15 protein-coding genes are annotated in these 16,120 nt (G+C 63.9%); 11 read left to right on the top strand and 4 right to left on the bottom strand.

The genetic code is table 11. The features are described 5' to 3' along the window. Positions 1-21 precede the first annotated feature (21 nt). From GJ631_RS10415 to GJ631_RS10400, 4 genes are read left to right on the top strand one after another with little or no spacing between them, the layout of a single operon-like run. On the top strand, positions 22-1,020 hold the full coding sequence (locus GJ631_RS10415; protein ID WP_231753950.1) for a hypothetical protein: 999 nt from the start codon (positions 22-24) through the stop codon (positions 1,018-1,020). 56 nt (positions 1,021-1,076) lie between these two features. Next, positions 1,077-1,682, top strand: coding sequence for a UGSC family (seleno)protein (locus GJ631_RS10410; RefSeq protein ID WP_156709094.1), 606 nt, complete (start codon positions 1,077-1,079; stop codon positions 1,680-1,682). After that, entirely contained in the window at positions 1,683-2,681 is a 999-nt protein-coding gene (locus GJ631_RS10405; protein WP_156709093.1) for a hypothetical protein, read from the top strand. A gap of 43 nt (positions 2,682-2,724) precedes the next feature. After that, positions 2,725-3,144: a universal stress protein gene (locus tag GJ631_RS10400; protein ID WP_156709092.1), complete on the top strand. Its 420-nt coding sequence runs from the start codon at positions 2,725-2,727 to the stop codon at positions 3,142-3,144. Positions 3,145-3,209: 65 nt separating this feature from the next. Here the strand turns inward: GJ631_RS10400 and GJ631_RS10395 are convergent, their stop codons facing one another. Beyond that, complete coding sequence (locus GJ631_RS10395) at positions 3,210-5,297, bottom strand: TRAP transporter fused permease subunit (protein ID WP_156709091.1); 2,088 nt, start codon at positions 5,295-5,297, stop codon at positions 3,210-3,212. A 219-nt stretch (positions 5,298-5,516) separates the two neighbouring features. On the opposite strand from GJ631_RS10395, the gene GJ631_RS10390 reads away from it, so the two are divergent. The 4 genes from GJ631_RS10390 (at position 5,517) to GJ631_RS10375 (ending at position 9,804) form a co-directional block, all read left to right on the top strand. Beyond that, positions 5,517-6,263 (top strand): SDR family oxidoreductase, encoded by a 747-nt coding sequence (locus tag GJ631_RS10390; RefSeq protein WP_156709090.1) that lies wholly within the window; start codon positions 5,517-5,519, stop codon positions 6,261-6,263. Positions 6,264-6,324: 61 nt separating this feature from the next. Next, entirely contained in the window at positions 6,325-7,482 is a 1,158-nt protein-coding gene (locus GJ631_RS10385) for a TAXI family TRAP transporter solute-binding subunit (protein WP_231753949.1), read from the top strand. 93 nt (positions 7,483-7,575) lie between these two features. Further along, on the top strand, positions 7,576-8,298 hold the full coding sequence (locus GJ631_RS10380) for an SDR family NAD(P)-dependent oxidoreductase (RefSeq protein ID WP_156709088.1): 723 nt from the start codon (positions 7,576-7,578) through the stop codon (positions 8,296-8,298). Between the two features lie 42 nt (positions 8,299-8,340). Beyond that, positions 8,341-9,804, top strand: coding sequence for an aldehyde dehydrogenase (locus GJ631_RS10375; RefSeq protein ID WP_156709087.1), 1,464 nt, complete (start codon positions 8,341-8,343; stop codon positions 9,802-9,804). Between the two features lie 6 nt (positions 9,805-9,810). Here GJ631_RS10375 and GJ631_RS10370 read toward each other — a convergent pair whose 3' ends face one another. Continuing rightward, a complete protein-coding gene (locus GJ631_RS10370) occupies positions 9,811-10,587 on the bottom strand; it encodes an enoyl-CoA hydratase/isomerase family protein (protein ID WP_156709086.1) in 777 nt (258 codons plus the stop codon). Between the two features lie 98 nt (positions 10,588-10,685). On the opposite strand from GJ631_RS10370, the gene GJ631_RS10365 reads away from it, so the two are divergent. Then, positions 10,686-11,891 (top strand): MFS transporter, encoded by a 1,206-nt coding sequence (locus GJ631_RS10365; protein ID WP_156709085.1) that lies wholly within the window; start codon positions 10,686-10,688, stop codon positions 11,889-11,891. Positions 11,892-11,907: 16 nt separating this feature from the next. Here the strand turns inward: GJ631_RS10365 and GJ631_RS10360 are convergent, their stop codons facing one another. Next, the gene (locus GJ631_RS10360) at positions 11,908-13,179 is read right to left on the bottom strand and encodes an acyl-CoA dehydrogenase family protein (protein WP_231753948.1); all 1,272 of its coding nucleotides are present in this window, start codon (positions 13,177-13,179) and stop codon (positions 11,908-11,910) included. Between the two features lie 107 nt (positions 13,180-13,286). Next, a complete protein-coding gene (locus GJ631_RS10355; RefSeq protein WP_231753947.1) occupies positions 13,287-14,060 on the bottom strand; it encodes an IclR family transcriptional regulator in 774 nt (257 codons plus the stop codon). Positions 14,061-14,366: 306 nt separating this feature from the next. On the opposite strand from GJ631_RS10355, the gene GJ631_RS10350 reads away from it, so the two are divergent. Together GJ631_RS10350 and GJ631_RS10345 are read left to right on the top strand one after the other, a co-directional pair. Next, positions 14,367-15,302, top strand: coding sequence for a 3-keto-5-aminohexanoate cleavage protein (locus GJ631_RS10350; RefSeq protein ID WP_156709083.1), 936 nt, complete (start codon positions 14,367-14,369; stop codon positions 15,300-15,302). A 42-nt stretch (positions 15,303-15,344) separates the two neighbouring features. Beyond that, positions 15,345-16,118 (top strand): SDR family oxidoreductase, encoded by a 774-nt coding sequence (locus GJ631_RS10345; protein ID WP_156709082.1) that lies wholly within the window; start codon positions 15,345-15,347, stop codon positions 16,116-16,118. The last annotated feature ends 2 nt before the right edge of the window (positions 16,119-16,120 follow it).

Genomic DNA, 16,120 nt, shown 5'->3' with positions numbered 1-16,120 from the left:
CGCCGGGTGTACGGTGTGTGTATGGCTACCGTTTCTTCTCCGGACGGATTGCCCGTCGTCGACCCCACGCGCGAGCGCGTCGAGCGCTTCCTCGACGCCGCCGATGTCGCAGGCGAGGACCGCCTCGGCCCGTTTCCGTTGAGCGAGCGGTCGGCGACGATGGAGACGCTCGCGGCGAACGCGGTGATGGCCGGGTGTGAGGCGTCGTACTTCCCGGTGGTGTTGGCCGCCCTCGAAGCGACGCTGGACCCCGAGTTCAACCTCTACGGGACGCTCGCGACGACGGAGCCACACTGGCCGATGGTGGTCGTCAACGGGCCGATAGTGGACGACCTCGACATCAACGGCGGTGCCAACGCCTTCGGTCAGGGGTCGAAACCGAACGCGACCATCGGGCGGGCGCTCACCTTCGTCTACATGAACGTCGCCGGCGCGACACCGGGGCCGACGGACAAGGCGACTCACGGTGGACCGCACAAGTTCGGGCTGTGTGTCGCCGAGAACGAAGCCGAAAACCCGTGGGACCCGCTGCACGTCGACCGCGGCTTCGACGAAGACGACAGCACCGTCACCGTGCTGACGACCGAAGCGCCGCACAACATCAACGACCACGTCGCCGACAGCGCCGCGGGCGTCCTCACGACAGCCGCCGACACCATGTCGGTTCTCGGGGCGAACACGACGTATCTCTCCGAGCGGGCCGAACCGTGTCTCGCGCTGTCGCCGGAACACGCGGCGACCATCGCTCGTGACGGCTACTCCAAGGACGACGTCAAGCGGTTCGTCTACGACCACGCGCGGGTTCCACACGAGGAACTCCGCGACCAGGGAATGTACGACACCCGCGACGGAAGCCGCCCGAGCCACGTCCCGGCATCGGAACTCGACGACGACGCCGGCGTCCCCATCTGTCGCTCGCCGGCCGACCCCATCGTCTTCGTCGCCGGCGGTGCGGGGAGACACTCGCTCTTCCTGTCGTCGTTCGGCGACAGTCGGTCCATAACGCGTCGGATTCGATAGCCCCTGCCCCCCGTGCTAGGCAAATCTTATTGCCCGTGAATGGAGATAGGTAACGGATGACAGACCAAGACGAAGAGATTCTCAACCCCTTCGCCGACGAAGTCGAGGCGAAAGGCACCGTACTGGCCGACCGACTGTCGACCGTCGGCGACGCCCGAATCGGGCTGTTCTCGAACACGAAGAAGAACGCCGACCACTTCCTGCGGGAGGTCGGCGAGCGACTCGAAGCCGACCACGCTGCCGAAGTGTCCGAGGTCGTCTACAAGGACGTAGCGACGAGTGCGGCCGACGAGGCTGTCTACGAGCAACTTCGCGAATACGACGCGGTCCTCATCGCCTACGGCGACTGTGGCTCCTGTTCGTCGTGGACGATGCACGACGCCTTCCAACTCGAGGAGGCCGGCGTCCCGACAGTCGTCTTCTGCACCGAGGAGTTCACGACCCTCTGTCAGTACGAAGCCGAAAACCAGGGCGTTCCCGGCCTCCCAATCGTCGAAATCGAACACCCAATCGCTGACCTCTCCCCGAAAGCGGTCGCGAGCGAGCGCGTCACCGACGACATCCTCACGGCGGTCACCGAGGCGCTGACCAACGACACAGGGGAGCTGCTGGAGTTGTACAAGGGCAAATACACCGACGCGGCATCGAGCGAACTGGCCTGAATGTCCGAGATAGACTCACCCGACGGACTCCCCATCGTCCAGCCCACCCGCGAGCGCGTCGAGGACTTCCTCGAGGTGGTCGACCGCGACCCCTCGGAGACGGTCGGTGAGGTCCCTCCTGCCTACCGGAGCGTCTCGGTGCAGAAGGCGGCCGCGAACGCGGTGATGGCGGGGTGTGAGGCGTCGTACTTCCCGGTGGTATTGGCTGCCCTCGAAGCGACGCTGGAACCGGAGTTCAACCTCTACGGCGCGCTGGCGACGACCCACCCCTGTTGGCCCGCCGTCATCGTCAACGGGCCGATAGTGGACGACCTCGACATCAACGGCGGCGCCAACGCCTACGGCCAGGGGTCGAAACCCAACGCGACCATCGGGCGGGCGCTCACCTTCGTCTACATGAACATCGGCGGCGCCGTCCCCGGACAGGGTGACAAGGCGACTCACGGCGGGCCACACAAGTTCGGCCTATGTGTCGCCGAGAACGAAGCCGAGAGTCCGTGGGACCCGCTGCACGTCGACCGCGGCTTCGACGAAGACGACAGCACCGTCACCGTCGTCGCTTCGGAATCGCCGCACAACATCAACGACCACGTCGCCGACAGCGCCGCGGGCGTCCTCACGACGGCAGCCCACACGATGGCGACGGTCGGGACGAACCTCGCGTACCTCAACGAGCGGGGCGAACCGCATCTCGTGTTGTCGCCGGAGCACGCGGCGACTATCGCCCGCGATGGCTGGTCGAAAGACGACGTCAAGCGGTTCATCCACGACCACGCCCGGATTCCGATGTCGGAACTCCGCGACCAGGGGATGTTCGACGAGGCCGGCGGCGGCTGGCCGACCCACGCTCAGGGACTCCGGGAGTACCAATCGGTCGGCCTCGCGGCCAAACCCGAGAACGTCCTCGTGACCGTCACCGGCGGCGCGGGACGACACTCGCTGTTCCACCCGAGCTTCGGCGACACCGAGTCGGTGACGAAGGCGATTCCCGAACGCTGACCGCGGGTATACTTTTATATCGCTGGCCTCACTCCGTTGGGGTATGTTCACAGTGATACTGGCGACGGATGGTCACGAAGAGCGCGTGATGGCTCAAGCGGAGGCCGTCGCGAACTACCCCTGTGCGAGCGAGGAAATCGAAGTGGTAGTCATCAACGTCGCCAAGGAGGTTCAAAGCGACGAAGGCGGGAAAATCAACATCGGTGACTACGCCGACATGCCCAAGAGCGCGTCGAGTGCGCTCTCGTTTTTCGAATCCGAGGGCATCAGCGCCGAAGCCCAACAACGCAGCGGCGACCCCGCCGAGGAACTCGTCCGGGCGACCCGCGAGTTGGACGCCGACCAAATCGTCCTCGGGGGGCGCCGCCGCAGCCCGGTCGGGAAGGCCGTCTTCGGCAGCGTCGTCCAGGATGTCATCCTCGAAGCCGACTGCCCCGTCACGACGATTAACGGTCCGAAGTAACGCGCGACGAACGGCCGGCGACTCTTTTCGGAACGGTTCGAAAACGGAGAAACGAGACCGCCCAGTTACTGCAGCACTCTCGTGACGTACTGTCGGAGGCCGTCGAAGGTGCCTCGCTGGAAGAACATCCCGACAGCGACGACGATGAGCGCTGCGCGAATGAGCTGGTCGGCGACCGGAATCAGGGGGGCAAACAGGATGCCGGCGCCGACCAATCCGATGCCGATTCTGAACGGCCAACTGAGGTCGCCGTTGAGGTAGTTGATACTCGCGATGGACAGACACACCATCCCGAGGAACAGCACCGGGAACAGCATCGCCGTCTCGGGGAACGACCAGTACATGATGGCGTCGTTGATGACGAACACGTACGGGAGCAAGAACAGCGGCATCCCGAGAATGAGTGATTTCCCGGCGACGCGCCAGAAGTTCCCCTTCGATATTTCGGCGGTGATGATACAGGCGATGGCGACCGGCGGCGTAATCGCCGAGAGGATGGCGAAGTAGAACACGAAGAAGTGCGCCGTCTCCAGGCGGATGCCGAGGTTCACCAGCGCGGGTGCGATGAGCAACACGGCGACGATGTACGCCGCGACGGTCGGCATCCCGAGCCCGAAGAGGATGGCCGCGAACATCGCGAAGAACAACAGCAGGGCCAACTCGCCGCCCGACAGCGAAATCAGGCTCTGGGCGAGCGTTTGGGTGAAGCCGGTGATGTTCAACACGCCGACGAAGATGGCGATGACCGCGACGGCCATCGTAATCGGCGCGGCGTTGCTGATGCCGAGGCGACAGCCCTCGATGGTGTTCTCGACGAAGTTCCGGACGGCGGCCTTCTTGTCGTCGTTGAAGTACAGACTCTGGCCTAACGCCACGGGGAAAATCGACAGCGTCGAGAAGAACCCGGCGTACACCGGGTCGTACTGCAGGACGACCAGCGTGTACACGAGGATGGAAACCGGTATCCAGAGATACATGCCGTTCAGGAACGAGGCGAGGAACGAGGTCTGACTCGCCTCCGCCAGTACCGACACGTCGCTCGGCGCGCTCGCCGTCCCCATCGAGATGTCCTCGATGGTCTTGGCTTCCTCTTCGGGTTCATCCTCGTCACCGCCACTTCCGACGTCTTCGAGGTTGGTCAGCCCGGCGCCTTCCTTCAGCGTAATCATGTGGACCGCGACCGCGATGGTGCCGTAGAACAGCAGCGCTGGCAACAGGCCGATGGTGATGATGTGGAGATAGCTCGTCCCCGTGATTTCGGCCATGACGAACGCCGCCGCCCCCATGATGGGCGGCATGATTTGGCCGCCACTCGAAGCGACCGATTCGATGGCCGCTGACGTTTCTTTGCTGATGCCCTGGTTCTTCATCAGCGGAATCGTAAAGGCGCCCGTCGTCGCGGCGTTTGCGGCCGCGCTCCCGTTGACCGACCCCATGGCGACGCTCGTGACGACGGCCGTCTGGGTGATGCCGGATTTGACGTAACTCCCGACCTTCGCGCCGATTCTGACGAAGTAGTCCATCGCGCCGTAGGCTTCGAGGAACGCCGCGAACACGATGAAAATCACGATGTACGTCGCGGCGACCTGCACGAGCGTGTCGTAGACGCCCGCGAACTCGACGGTCTGTGAGGTGACGAGCCGGCGGAAGTCGATGCCCCCGTGGCGGAGAATCGACGGGAAGTACGGCCCTGCGAGCGCATAGATGATACCGACGACCCCGACGGCCGGCAGGATGTTCCCGAACGCACGGCGGGATTGGTCGATGATGAGGAGCAAAAGCAGGATGCCGAGGTAGAAGTCGACGTCGGAGTATACCCCGATGGAGAAAATCGCCAGCCGCTCGTAATTCATCCACAGGTAGATGGCGATTCCGGCGGAGCCGACGAGTTCGGCCGGCAAGACGAGATAGTTGTCGAGTACTTTCAGCCAGCCGTCCTCGCGACTTACCTGCGGGTCGAACGATATCGCAGTGATGGCGACCATCATGAATCCGAGGTGGACCACCAGATGTAACTGCATCTCGATGCCGTAGGTTCGGGCGAACCACAGGTGATAGACGACTCCGGCTATCCCGAGAAGAACTAAAAATATGTACTTGCCTGTCAGCAACGGTTCATCTGTGTTTAGCCAGGCTGGTCGGGAAGTTTCCATGGCGTGTGTTAATGAGTAACTGGAACGGGTGATATATTTGTCGGGAAATCTCAGACTGAGGACACAAATACCGTTGTCGGGCGATTTTTTCGGGCTCCAGTCCGGATGCGGTTATTTACGCTTCGGGTGGATGGGCTCAGAAGGCGAGACCACGCCGTGTGCCGTTCCGTGGTACCGTGCCGCGAAGACTTATCACGACACCCCGGGTACAACCGCTGTATGCAATTGGACCTAGACGGCAATGCAGCGTTAGTCATCGCATCGAGCAGCGGTCTCGGGAAGGCGTCGGCGGCCTCCCTTGCGGAGTCCGGCGTCGACGTGGTCATCAACGGCCGCGACGAGGAGCGCCTCGAGTCGGCCGTCGAGGAGTTGCGCGAGACGGCGACCGGACGGGTCGTCGGCTGTGCGGGCGATATGACCGACGCCGACGACATCGCTCGGATGGTCGAGACCACCGTCGAGGAGTTCGGTCGACTCGACCATCTCGTCACCAGCGCGGGCGGGCCGACGCGGTACGCCTTCGCCGAAACCGAGGACGACGACTGGTACTACGCCTACGACATGCTCGTGATGAGCGTCGTCCGGGCGGTTCGAGAGGCGATGCCGCATCTCATCGAAGCGGAGGGCACAATCGTCAACATCACCTCGATGGTCACGAAGGAGGCGTCTGGCGCCAACGTCCTGTCGAGTTCGGTCCGGATGTGCGTCCAAGGGCTGGCGAAGGTGCTTTCGGAGGAACTGGCGCCCGAGGTCCGAGTGAACTCCGTCCTGCCGGGGCTGTACTACACGCCTCGACGACACGATGCGGGTGAAGCTGGCGTCGACCTCTCGGAGGTACCGCTCGACCGGATGGGCGAGGCCCGAGAGCTGGGCGACGTAGTGGCGTTCCTCTCCTCCGGATACTCCAGTTACCTCACAGGGGCAGCCATCCCCATCGACGGGGGCGCGCTCGACTCGACGCTGTAAGAAACGCCCGACAACTCGCCGGGCTACCCCAGTCTTTATATAATACTGTCTCTATGTATCGATGAGCATGGTAGATAGCAACAAGTTCGACCGTCGGTCAGTCATTAAAACAGTCGGTGCCGGAGCAACCGCGGGGATGCTCGGCCTCGCCGGCTGTTCGGGCAACGGTGGCGGAAACGGGAACGGCAACGGGAACGGCAACGGAAACGGCAACGGCAACGGAAATGGCAACGGTGACGGAAACGGTGGCGGCAGCGAGTCGGTGTCGTGGACCATCGGTACCAGCGGCGAGGAGACGGCAACCCACGCCTCCGGTGTCGCGTTCTCTTCGGTGATGAACGACAACTCCGACCGCATCCAGATGAGCGCCCAGACGACGGGCGGCACCACGGCGAACAACCGCCTCATCGACCAAGGGCAAATCGACATCGCCCAGTCGACGCACAACCTGCTGTGGCGTGCCAACCGTGACGCCGGCCCGTACGCAGACCCGCCAATCGAGAAGACCATCTGTCAGACGTTCTCCTACATGACGCTGGACATCTTCCTCGTCAAGCGACAGGAGGCCTCCGACCTCGAAGGCGTCACTCGTGTCGAGAACCTCCCGGAGGGGACGAGCATCTCCTTCGGTCCGCGCGGGACCAGTGCGTGGGACGCGGCCAACGACGGTCTGAGCATCCTCGGCATCGAGAACTCCCAGGACTACTTCAACGTCAGCACGATGGGACTCGGCGACCAGGCCGACGCGATGAACGACGGCCGAATCGACGTGTGTACGTGTTACACCGCGAATCAGGAGACGCTCATCGGCTGGATTCAGCAACTCGACGCCCAAGTCGACGTCGACGTCCTCGAGTGGGGCATCTCCGAGGACCAAGCGGCCAGTGCCGACGTGCCCGTCTCCGTCGCCGAGGTGCCGGGCGACACGTGGAACCAGGAAATCACCCACGACCCCTACACGGCCCTGCCGCTGGGGTACACGACGGCGATTCCCGCGGAAATCTCCAACGACCTCGTCTACGAGTACACGAAGGTCCTCATGGAGAACGTCCAACCCGTCCGCGACGCCAGCGCGGTTCTCTCGCGACACGGTCCCGACTTCGCGACGGAGTGGCTCCAGCCGTCCGGCGTCCCCGTCCACCCCGGCGCCGAACAGTACTACAAAGAAAACGACATGTGGGACGAGAGTCTCACCACCCTCGACGAGTTCGAAGGCTGAGTCCCGGACCGTTCGACGCGTAGCGACTCGTTTTTTGACAGCTACTCCCGCAGCGACCGGTGAGTTATTGTAGCCGTCCGTGTATCTGTGTGTATGGCTGACACAGACGTAGCAGTCGTCACCGGTGGGAGCGGCGGTATCGGACGCGCAACTGTCGAAGAACTCGCCGAGGACCACGACGTAGTCGTCCACTATTTCAGCGACGAGGCCGGTGCCGAGGCGGCCGTCGAGGCGGCCACCGACGCCGGCAGCGAGGCAATCGCGGTTCAGGCCGACGTGAGCGACCGCGAGTCGGTCGCCGCCCTCTTCGAGGAGGCGCGCTCGGCGTTCGGCGGCGTCGACACCCTCGTCAACAACGCGGCCGCGCCGCCGGAGCGAGGGTTCGAGGAACGCACTGCCGAGAGCATCGACCGGATGGTCAGGGTGAACGTCAACGGCGTCATGTACTGTGCGCAGGAGGTCGTCGGCGAGATGGCCGACCGTGGCTACGGCCGCATCGTCAACGTCGCCTCGACGGCCGGTCTCCACGGCAGTCCCTCCGACCCCGTCTACGGCGCGACGAAGGCAGCCGTCGCCGGCTTCACGCGCTCGCTGGCGAAGGGTTACACCGAAGACGGCATTCTGACGAACGCGGTGGCGCCGTCCGTGACCGACACGCCCCTGCTCTCGAAACAGCGCCGGGAGGAGGCCGCCGAACTGTTCCCTCAGAACCGCATCGCCGACCCCTCGGAGGTCGCCGACGCGATTCGGTTCCTCGTCTCGAACTCCTACGATTCGGGGAAAGTCATCGAAGTCGCGGGCGGTCGGTACCTCTAGCGGTGCGAAAGGTTGATTCTCCTGCCGGGCGACCGGTAGCACATGACTGGTCATAGCACGAGCACCGTCCAGCAGTTCGAGTTGTTCATCGACGGCGAATCCGCCCCGGCCGCATCCGGCGAGACGATACCGATAGTCGACTCCGCGACCGAGGCGGCCTTCGCCGAAGTCGCCGCCGGCGGCGCAGACGACATCGACCGCGCGGTCGCCGCCGCCGAGGCGTCGACGACCGAGTGGCTCGGAATGTCGCCGCCGGAGCGCGGGCGCGTCCTCAATCGGGCGGCAGCGCTGATTCGGGAGAACAAGGATTCCCTCGCGGAGTTGCTGACGCGGGAGAACGGCAAACCCATCTCGCAGGCTCGCACCGAAATCGAGGTGGGGGCACGCTACTTCGAGTACTACGCCGGCGCGACCGACAAGATTCAGGGCGAGACGATTCCGCTCGGCCGGGAGTACGTCGACTTCACCATCCGAGAGCCGCTCGGCGTCACCGGCCACATCGTGCCGTGGAACTTCCCGGTGTCGCTGTTCGCCCGGAGCGTCGCGCCGTCGTTGGCCGCCGGCAACGCCGTCGTCGTGAAATCCGCCGAACAGACGCCGCTGACCTCCGTCGAACTCGGGAAACTGCTCGACGAGGCGGGCGTCCCCGACGGCACCATCAACGTCGTTCCCGGCTACGGCGCCGACGCCGGCGCCGCACTGACGACCCACGCCGGAGTCAACGCCATCGCCTTCACGGGGTCGGTTCCGACCGGCAAGGAGGTCGCTGCGACCGCCGCGCGCCAACTGAAACACGTCCACATCGAGGCCGGTGGAAAGAACCCGAACGTCGTCTTCCCCGACGCCGACCTCGAAGACGCCATTGAGGGGACGCTGATTTCGATTTTCACTCGGAACGCTGGACAGGTGTGCTCGGCGGGCGACCGCCTGCTCGTCCACGAGGACATCCACGAGGAGTTCCTCGACCGACTCGTCGAGGCCGTCGAGGACCTGACGATGGGCCCCGGACTGGAGGACCCCGACGTGGGTGCGTTGGTCTCCAAAGAGCAGTACGAGAAGGTCCGCAGCTACGTCGACGTCGGCAAACAGGAGTTGGGCGAACCGGTCGTCGACGGCGTGCCCGACGACGCCGAGGAGTCGACCGGCTACTTCGTCGGCCCGACGATTTTCGACGACGCGAACAACGACCTCCGCATCGCGCGCGAGGAGATCTTCGGGCCGGTGCTCGCAGTGATTCCGTTCGCGACGGAGGAGGAAGCACTCGAAATCGCCAACGACAGCGACTACGGGCTGTCGGCCGGCATCTTCACGAACGACCTCGAACGCGCCCACCGCTTCGCCCGTGATGTCGTCGCCGGGCAGGTGTACGTCAACGAGTGGTTCGCCGGCGGCGTCGAGACGCCCTTTGGCGGCCACCGCGACAGCGGCTTCGGCCGCGAAAAGGGGCTGGAGGCCCTCGACCAGTTCACCACGACGAAGAACGTCTGTCTCAGTATCGGCGAGTAACGCGGCTTATCGGTTCTCGTACTCCGGTTCTCTGTCTTCGAGGAAGGCGTTCGCTCCCTCTTTCTGGTCGTCGGTGCCGAACAGGAATGCGCCGGCGAGTCGCTCGTACTCCAGACCCGCGTCGATGTCGAGGCTCCGCCGGATGGACTCCTTGGCGAGTCGCTGGGCGACCGGCGCCTTCGAGGCGAGGTCCTCGGCCATCGCGCGGACTTCGTCGTCGAACTCCTCGTCGGTGTAGACGTGATTCGCGAGGCCGATTTCCTTCGCGTAGTCGGCGTCGATGACGCGGCCGGTGAGGATGAGTTCGCTGGCGATGCCGGCCCCGACGACCTGGACGAGTCGCTGGGTACCGCCGCCGGCGGGGATGACGCCGATGCCGACCTCCGGGAGGCCGAACTTCGCGTCCTCGGTCGCCAGTCGGATGTCGCAAGCCAGCGCGATTTCGGTACCGCCGCCGAGGGCGTAGCCGTCGACCGCCGCGATGGTCGGCTTGTGGAGGTCCGCGACGTAGTTGTACAGCCCCTGGGCGTACTTCTCGCCGTACTCCATGCCGTCCATGTGGTCGAACTCGGCGAAGGAGTCGATGTCACCGCCGGCGATGAACGAGCCGTCGCCGGCGCCCCGAAGCACGATTGCACGCACCTCGTCGTCTTCGCCGACCTCTTCGAAGGCCTCGTACAGCGCCTTCCGGGTCGGGATGTCCATCGCGTTGCGCTTCTCCGGTCGGTTGACGGTCACGGTCGCGATGCTGTCGTCTCGGTCGATGAGCACTCTGTCTGCCATCGTTCGGTAATTGCGGTACGGCCATATAATTCTTCGTTAGCACTCCCCACGCGAAGGGGAATTTATTTGGCCTCACGCTGGCCTTCTCTCAGTACTCGATGAAACCCCGTTGGCAGACGCTGTGGATAATGTTCGCCATCCAGGTCGTCGGCAGCCTCACCTTCCTCACGCTCACCGTCCTGACGCCGTTCGTCAAGAGCGATTTCGGCGTCACGACGACCGAAATCGGTCTCCTCGTGACGCTGCTGTACGCCGGCTACTTCTCGTCGGTCACCACCGGTGGCATCGTCACCGACTACGCCGGTGAACGGTTCGCCCTCGGTGTGGGGCTGGCGCTCATCGGCTCGATTTCACTGCTGTTGAGCGTCCTCCCGACGTTCTGGACAGTGGCTGGGGGTGCATACGTCGTCGGATTGGGGTACGGAACCGTCCCCTCGGGGACCAACAAGGGCATCTTCGATTGGTTCCCGACCGACCAGCGCACCATCGGCATCAGCATCAAACAGACTGGCGTGATGCTCGGTGGCGCCGCGGGTGCAGCGTTCCTGCCCGCAATCGCGTCGGTGTTCGGGTGGCGAACCGCCGTCCGGGTCGTCGCGGTGACGACGATACTGATGCTCGGAGCCATCTATCTGTACTCGCCGAAGACGGAACCGTCCGGGCGACGTGTGCCGTCGGCAACGCGCGTTCTCGACCAGCATCGACGGATACTCCGGCTCGCGGCGACCCGGGACGTCTTCCCGTTCTTGGTCAGCGGCGTGCTGTTCGGTGCGACGCAGTTCACGCTGATGGCCTACATCGTGCTGTATCTCACCGAGAGCCTGCTTCTCGCGCCGGCTATCGCGGGACTGGTGTACACGGGGATGCAACTGATGGGGATGGGGTCGCGAATCGGCTTCGGATTCCTGACTGACTCCTATTTCGTGGGGAGCAAACACCTCGTCCTCGCCGGTATCGGCATCGTCGGCTTCGTGTTTTATGTCCCGCTGTTGGTTCTCTCACCGGAGACGGAGTTCTCGCTGGCTCTGGTCGTGTTGCTCTGTGTCGGTGCCGTCTCGCTGGGGTACAACGGCGTGTATCTCACGATGGCCAGTGAGGTCATGGACGGCGACGAAGCGGGAACGGGAACGGCCATCGGCGTCGCGGCCATCATGATTGGCGCGGTCGTCTCACCGCCCATCGTCGGCGTGGCAATCGACGCGACGGGCGGGTACGGCCTCCCGCTGGCGACGCTCGGGCCCGTGACGCTGTTGGCAGGTATCGCGGCGTTCTTCGGCGTCGAGGGCGGGGACGAAGCGGCCTAAAATAGGGGGCGAGCGGTCAGTTCAGCGGGAGCGGGTCGGGGTCTTCGTACCCCTTCAGCAGGTTCCGGGCGATGGTTTTCAGTTGGACCTCGGAGGGACCTTCGCCAATGCGGCGCACCCGGGACTCCCGGAGCCACCGTTCCAGCGGGAGGTCGCCGTCGACGCCGGCGCCGCCGTGTATCTGGACCATCCGGTCCAGCACCGTCCACAGCGTCTCCGTCGTCTGGTACTTCGTGATTGAGGCCGCATGGCGGATGTCCTCGCCGTCGTCGAAGCGCTGGGCGGCGTGGTACACCGAGTACTTCGCGGCCTGGTAATCGACGGCGGACTTCGCGATTTTCCACTGGATGGCCTGCTTGTCGGCGAGTTTCTCCTCGCCGACGACGCGGTCGTTGGCCCAGTCGATACCCATCCGGATGGACTGGTCGATGGGTCCCAGCGAGTTCGCGGCGTACAGCACGCGCGATTCGCCGAGACACTGCTTTGCGATGCCGAGGCCGCCGCCGACCTCGCCGAGGACGTTCTCGTCGGGCACGCGCACGTCGTTGAGTCGCACCTCGAAGGGGTACTCCGGTCGGATGACCGGCATCGACCGCATCGAGACGCCGTCGCTGTCGGAGGGGACGAGGAACGACGTGATGCCGTGGTCGTTGATGTCGTCGTCTTTCGGCTCGGTGCGGGCAAAGAGGATGATGAAATCGGAGTCACCCGCCCACGAGATGTAGTGTTTCGTGCCGTTGATGACCCACTCGTCGCCGTCCTTCTCGGCGCGCGTCTCCATGCCGCGGGGGTCGGACCCGGCCGCGGGTTCGGTGAGGCCGAAACAGCTCTGCTTCTCGCCGTCGATACACGGCTGGAAGAACTCCTCGATTTGGTACTCGTCGGCGTTTTCGAGGTATGCGGCCGGTTCGCCGACGGTCAGTCCCGGACCGAGTTCGATGACGCCGAGGCCGGCCTGATACAGCCCCATCCGGTGTTTCGACAGCTCTTCGAGGACGACACACCGCTCGACGAGGCTGAGGCCACCGCCACCGTACTCCTCGGGGACGCCCATCGCCCAGAAGCCGGATTCCTTGGCCTTCTCCCGGAGGCGCTTCCGGTCCTCCTCGGGAATCTTGATGGGGTGGGGGCGAACGTTGTCCGTGAGTTCGGGATTCTCGGGGTCGAGGTCGTGGTATCGCTCGATTTCGTCCGGCAGGTCGTTGAGGATCGGTCGGAACTCCTCGTCGACGAACCGCCGAACCTCCCGGCGAAGCATCTTCGTTGCGTTAGAGAATTCTAGCTCCATGCGTCTGCTACCGGGAGAGTGTAAGCGGAAATCCGATGTAAGTGTTTGGGTACCAACGCCCAGCGGGACGGGACTCCGATTCGGGGTGGGTTGCTCCGGACTTTCGGCTACTGGTAAACGATGTCGAGTTCGATTTCGTTGCAGACGCCGAGGATGTTCTCGGGCAACTCCTTGGTGAACTGTTCGCCGTGCATCCGGTGGGCCGGCCCGGAGACGCTTATTGCGCCGACGACGGTGCCGTCCGGTTCCCGTACGGGAGCCGCCGCCGCACGCAGTCCCTCGATGTGTTCCTCATAGTTGAACGCGTAGCCGCGCTCTCTGACCTCCGCTAACTCCTCGAAAAGGGCGTCCTCGTCGGTGATAGTGTTCGCTGCCAGCTCCGGGAGACCCTTCTCGTCGATGATTCGCTCGACTTCTTCGCGGTCGGTGAACGCCAGAATGGACTTCCCGGCGGCCGTGGCGTGGAGCATGTGTCGGCGGCGTCCGAGCCTGCTGCCGGTGCTGACGGCGTGTTCGCCTTCGGCGATGCGGACGTAGACGCAGTCACCGTGTTCACTGATGACGAACTGGACGCGCTCGCCGGTGCTGTTGGCGAGGGCCTCGATGCGGGGTTCGACCATCCCGTACACCTCGTTGCGGTATTTGACGTGCTCGCCGAGGTCGAGAAACCGGAAGCCGAGCTGGTACGTTTCGTCCTCTTTGACGATGTAGCCGGCGTTTTCGAGGGTTTCGAGGTGGCTGTGGACGGTGCTCTTCGGCCAGTCGAGCTCGTTCGCCAGCTGGGTCACCCGGGCGCCCTCGAAGTCCTTCAGCAACTCGAGGATGCGAAGCGTCTTCCTGACCGCCCCGACCTCGTTTCCGCGTGTGCGGTGTTTTGCCATGTCTTCCCCTTTCATCCCGAAGCAAATAAAGTTCATCATCGGTGAACGACTAACGTGATATTTGCCTGTACTGTCCGCACCCGTACGTCCCGAATCGGCCCCCTCGAATAACAACACTATGTTTGTTATGCCCACCACAATAACAAACATAATACTGTTATCGAAATACGTACGGACCGTCGGTTCCGTGAGCCTCGAACGGACGATGCCCGTTCAGCGATACCGAACGCGTGTGTTGGACGTTCACATCTTCTCGAAGTTATCCTGACCGGAACGCTTATTCGGCCATGTGTGTCACTCTACCTCATGAGGAAGCTCGATAAAGCGATAGTAACGTGTGCAGTGACGGGTGCCATCCACGTGCCGACCATGTCGCCGCACCTGCCGATAACGCCCGACGAAATCGTCGAGGAGGCGGTCGGGGCTGCCGAGGCGGGCGCCAGCATCGTCCACCTCCACGTCCGAGACCCCGAAAACGGCGAACCGACCTCGGACCTCGAGTTGTTCCGTGATGTGGCCGAACGCGTCAAGGACCGCTGTGACGCCGTCGTCCAGCCGACGACCGGCGGCGCGCCGACGATGACCGTCGAGGAGCGAACCGCCGTCGTCCCCGAACTGGAACCCGAGATGGCCTCCTGTAACATGGGGTCGATAAACTTCGGGCTCTACCCCATCCTCGACGCCTTCGAGGAGTTCAAATACGAGTGGGAGACGGAGTATCTCGAGGGGACTCGCGACCTCATCTTCCCGAACTCCTTCGAGTCCCTCGAAACGATTCTGCCGATGTTCGAGTCACACGGCACGAAGCCGGAACTGGAGTGTTACGACGTTGGCCACCTCTACAATGCCAAGCACTTCGTCGACCGCGGCATCCTCGAGACGCCCATCCACATCCAGTTCGTGATGGGGATTCACGGCGGCATCAGCGCCGACCACGACCACCTGCTGCACCTGGTCGACACCGCCGAGAAACTGTTCGGCGACGAGTTCTCGTTTTCGGTCATCGGTGCCGGCCGCATGCAGATGGCCCTCGGCACCACGGCGGTCAGCATGGGCGGACACGCCCGCGTCGGCCTCGAAGACAGCCTCTACATCCGGAAGGGCGAACTCGCCGAGAGCAACGCCCAGCAGGTCGAGAAGATGGTCGATTTGACCAAAGAGGTGACCGGCCGCGAAATCGCCTCCCCCGACGAAGTCCGGTCGTTCCTCGATTTGAAGGGACAGGAGAACGTCGCGTTCTGACCCCTACAGTTAAGCACACACCGAATCTATCCACGCTTCAGCATGTCCGACAACAAGTTCACCGTCGATGGCTCGAGTGCCATCGTCACCGGTGCGTCCAGCGGTATTGGCCGACGAATCGCCGAGGGCTTCGCCGCCCAGGGCGTCGACACGACCATCTGTTCCCGCGAGCAGGACAACGTCGACCCCGTCGCCGAAGAAATCAACGACGGCGACGCGCCGGGGCGGGTTCTCCCAATCGAGTGTGACGTACGGGACCGCGACTCCGTCGAGGCGATGGTCGAGACCACCGTCGAGGAGTTCGGCGGTCTCGATGTCCTCGTAAACAACGCCGGCGCCGTCTTCAAATGTGATTTCAACGACCTCAGCGAGAACGGCTGGAAGACCATCGTCGACATCAACCTCCACGGCGTGTTCAACTGCACCCACGCCGCCCGCGAGGCGCTCCAGGACGGCGGCGGGTCGGTCGTCAACATCTCCAGCGTCCGGAGCCAGGAGGCCGCCCCTCACGAAACCCACTACGGTGCCGCGAAAGCCGGCGTCAACAACCTCACGAAATCGCTGGCCAGCGAGTGGGCCTCGGATGGCGTCCGCGTCAACTGCGTCGCGCCGGGCTTTATCGCCACGCCCGGTGCGGTCACCGCCGGCGACACCGACCCCGCCGACATCGACCGCTCGGAAGTGGACCGAAAGACCGGAACGACGGCCGAAATCGCCGACGTCGTCGAGTTCCTCGCCAGTCCGGCGGCGTCGTTCATCGACGGGGAAATCCTGACCGTCCGGGGCGTTCCACCGCACTCCGAGGACCCGAAGTAAGC

The organism is Natronomonas sp. CBA1123 (assembly GCF_009741925.1).
In the GTDB taxonomy this organism is placed as follows: domain Archaea; phylum Halobacteriota; class Halobacteria; order Halobacteriales; family Haloarculaceae; genus Natronomonas.
Note: the sequence above shows the minus strand (reverse complement) of the source record. Positions and strands in the feature narration are given on the sequence as shown.

Excerpts from the sequence above, each read along its gene's own strand:
- GJ631_RS10370 (WP_156709086.1), bottom strand. The coding sequence starts at position 10,587 with ATGGCAGACAGAGTGCTCATCGACCGAGACGACAGCATCGCGACCGTG.
- GJ631_RS10395 (WP_156709091.1), bottom strand. The coding sequence starts at position 5,297 with ATGGAAACTTCCCGACCAGCCTGGCTAAACACAGATGAACCGTTGCTG.
- GJ631_RS10410 (WP_156709094.1), top strand. The coding sequence starts at position 1,077 with ATGACAGACCAAGACGAAGAGATTCTCAACCCCTTCGCCGACGAAGTC.
- GJ631_RS10365 (WP_156709085.1), top strand. The coding sequence starts at position 10,686 with ATGAAACCCCGTTGGCAGACGCTGTGGATAATGTTCGCCATCCAGGTC.
- GJ631_RS10405 (WP_156709093.1), top strand. The coding sequence starts at position 1,683 with ATGTCCGAGATAGACTCACCCGACGGACTCCCCATCGTCCAGCCCACC.
- GJ631_RS10380 (WP_156709088.1), top strand. The coding sequence starts at position 7,576 with ATGGCTGACACAGACGTAGCAGTCGTCACCGGTGGGAGCGGCGGTATC.
- GJ631_RS10390 (WP_156709090.1), top strand. The coding sequence starts at position 5,517 with ATGCAATTGGACCTAGACGGCAATGCAGCGTTAGTCATCGCATCGAGC.
- GJ631_RS10385 (WP_231753949.1), top strand. The coding sequence starts at position 6,325 with ATGAGCATGGTAGATAGCAACAAGTTCGACCGTCGGTCAGTCATTAAA.
- GJ631_RS10345 (WP_156709082.1), top strand. The coding sequence starts at position 15,345 with ATGTCCGACAACAAGTTCACCGTCGATGGCTCGAGTGCCATCGTCACC.
- GJ631_RS10415 (WP_231753950.1), top strand. The coding sequence starts at position 22 with ATGGCTACCGTTTCTTCTCCGGACGGATTGCCCGTCGTCGACCCCACG.
- GJ631_RS10375 (WP_156709087.1), top strand. The coding sequence starts at position 8,341 with ATGACTGGTCATAGCACGAGCACCGTCCAGCAGTTCGAGTTGTTCATC.
- GJ631_RS10350 (WP_156709083.1), top strand. The coding sequence starts at position 14,367 with ATGAGGAAGCTCGATAAAGCGATAGTAACGTGTGCAGTGACGGGTGCC.
- GJ631_RS10355 (WP_231753947.1), bottom strand. The coding sequence starts at position 14,060 with ATGGCAAAACACCGCACACGCGGAAACGAGGTCGGGGCGGTCAGGAAG.
- GJ631_RS10360 (WP_231753948.1), bottom strand. The coding sequence starts at position 13,179 with ATGGAGCTAGAATTCTCTAACGCAACGAAGATGCTTCGCCGGGAGGTT.
- GJ631_RS10400 (WP_156709092.1), top strand. The coding sequence starts at position 2,725 with ATGTTCACAGTGATACTGGCGACGGATGGTCACGAAGAGCGCGTGATG.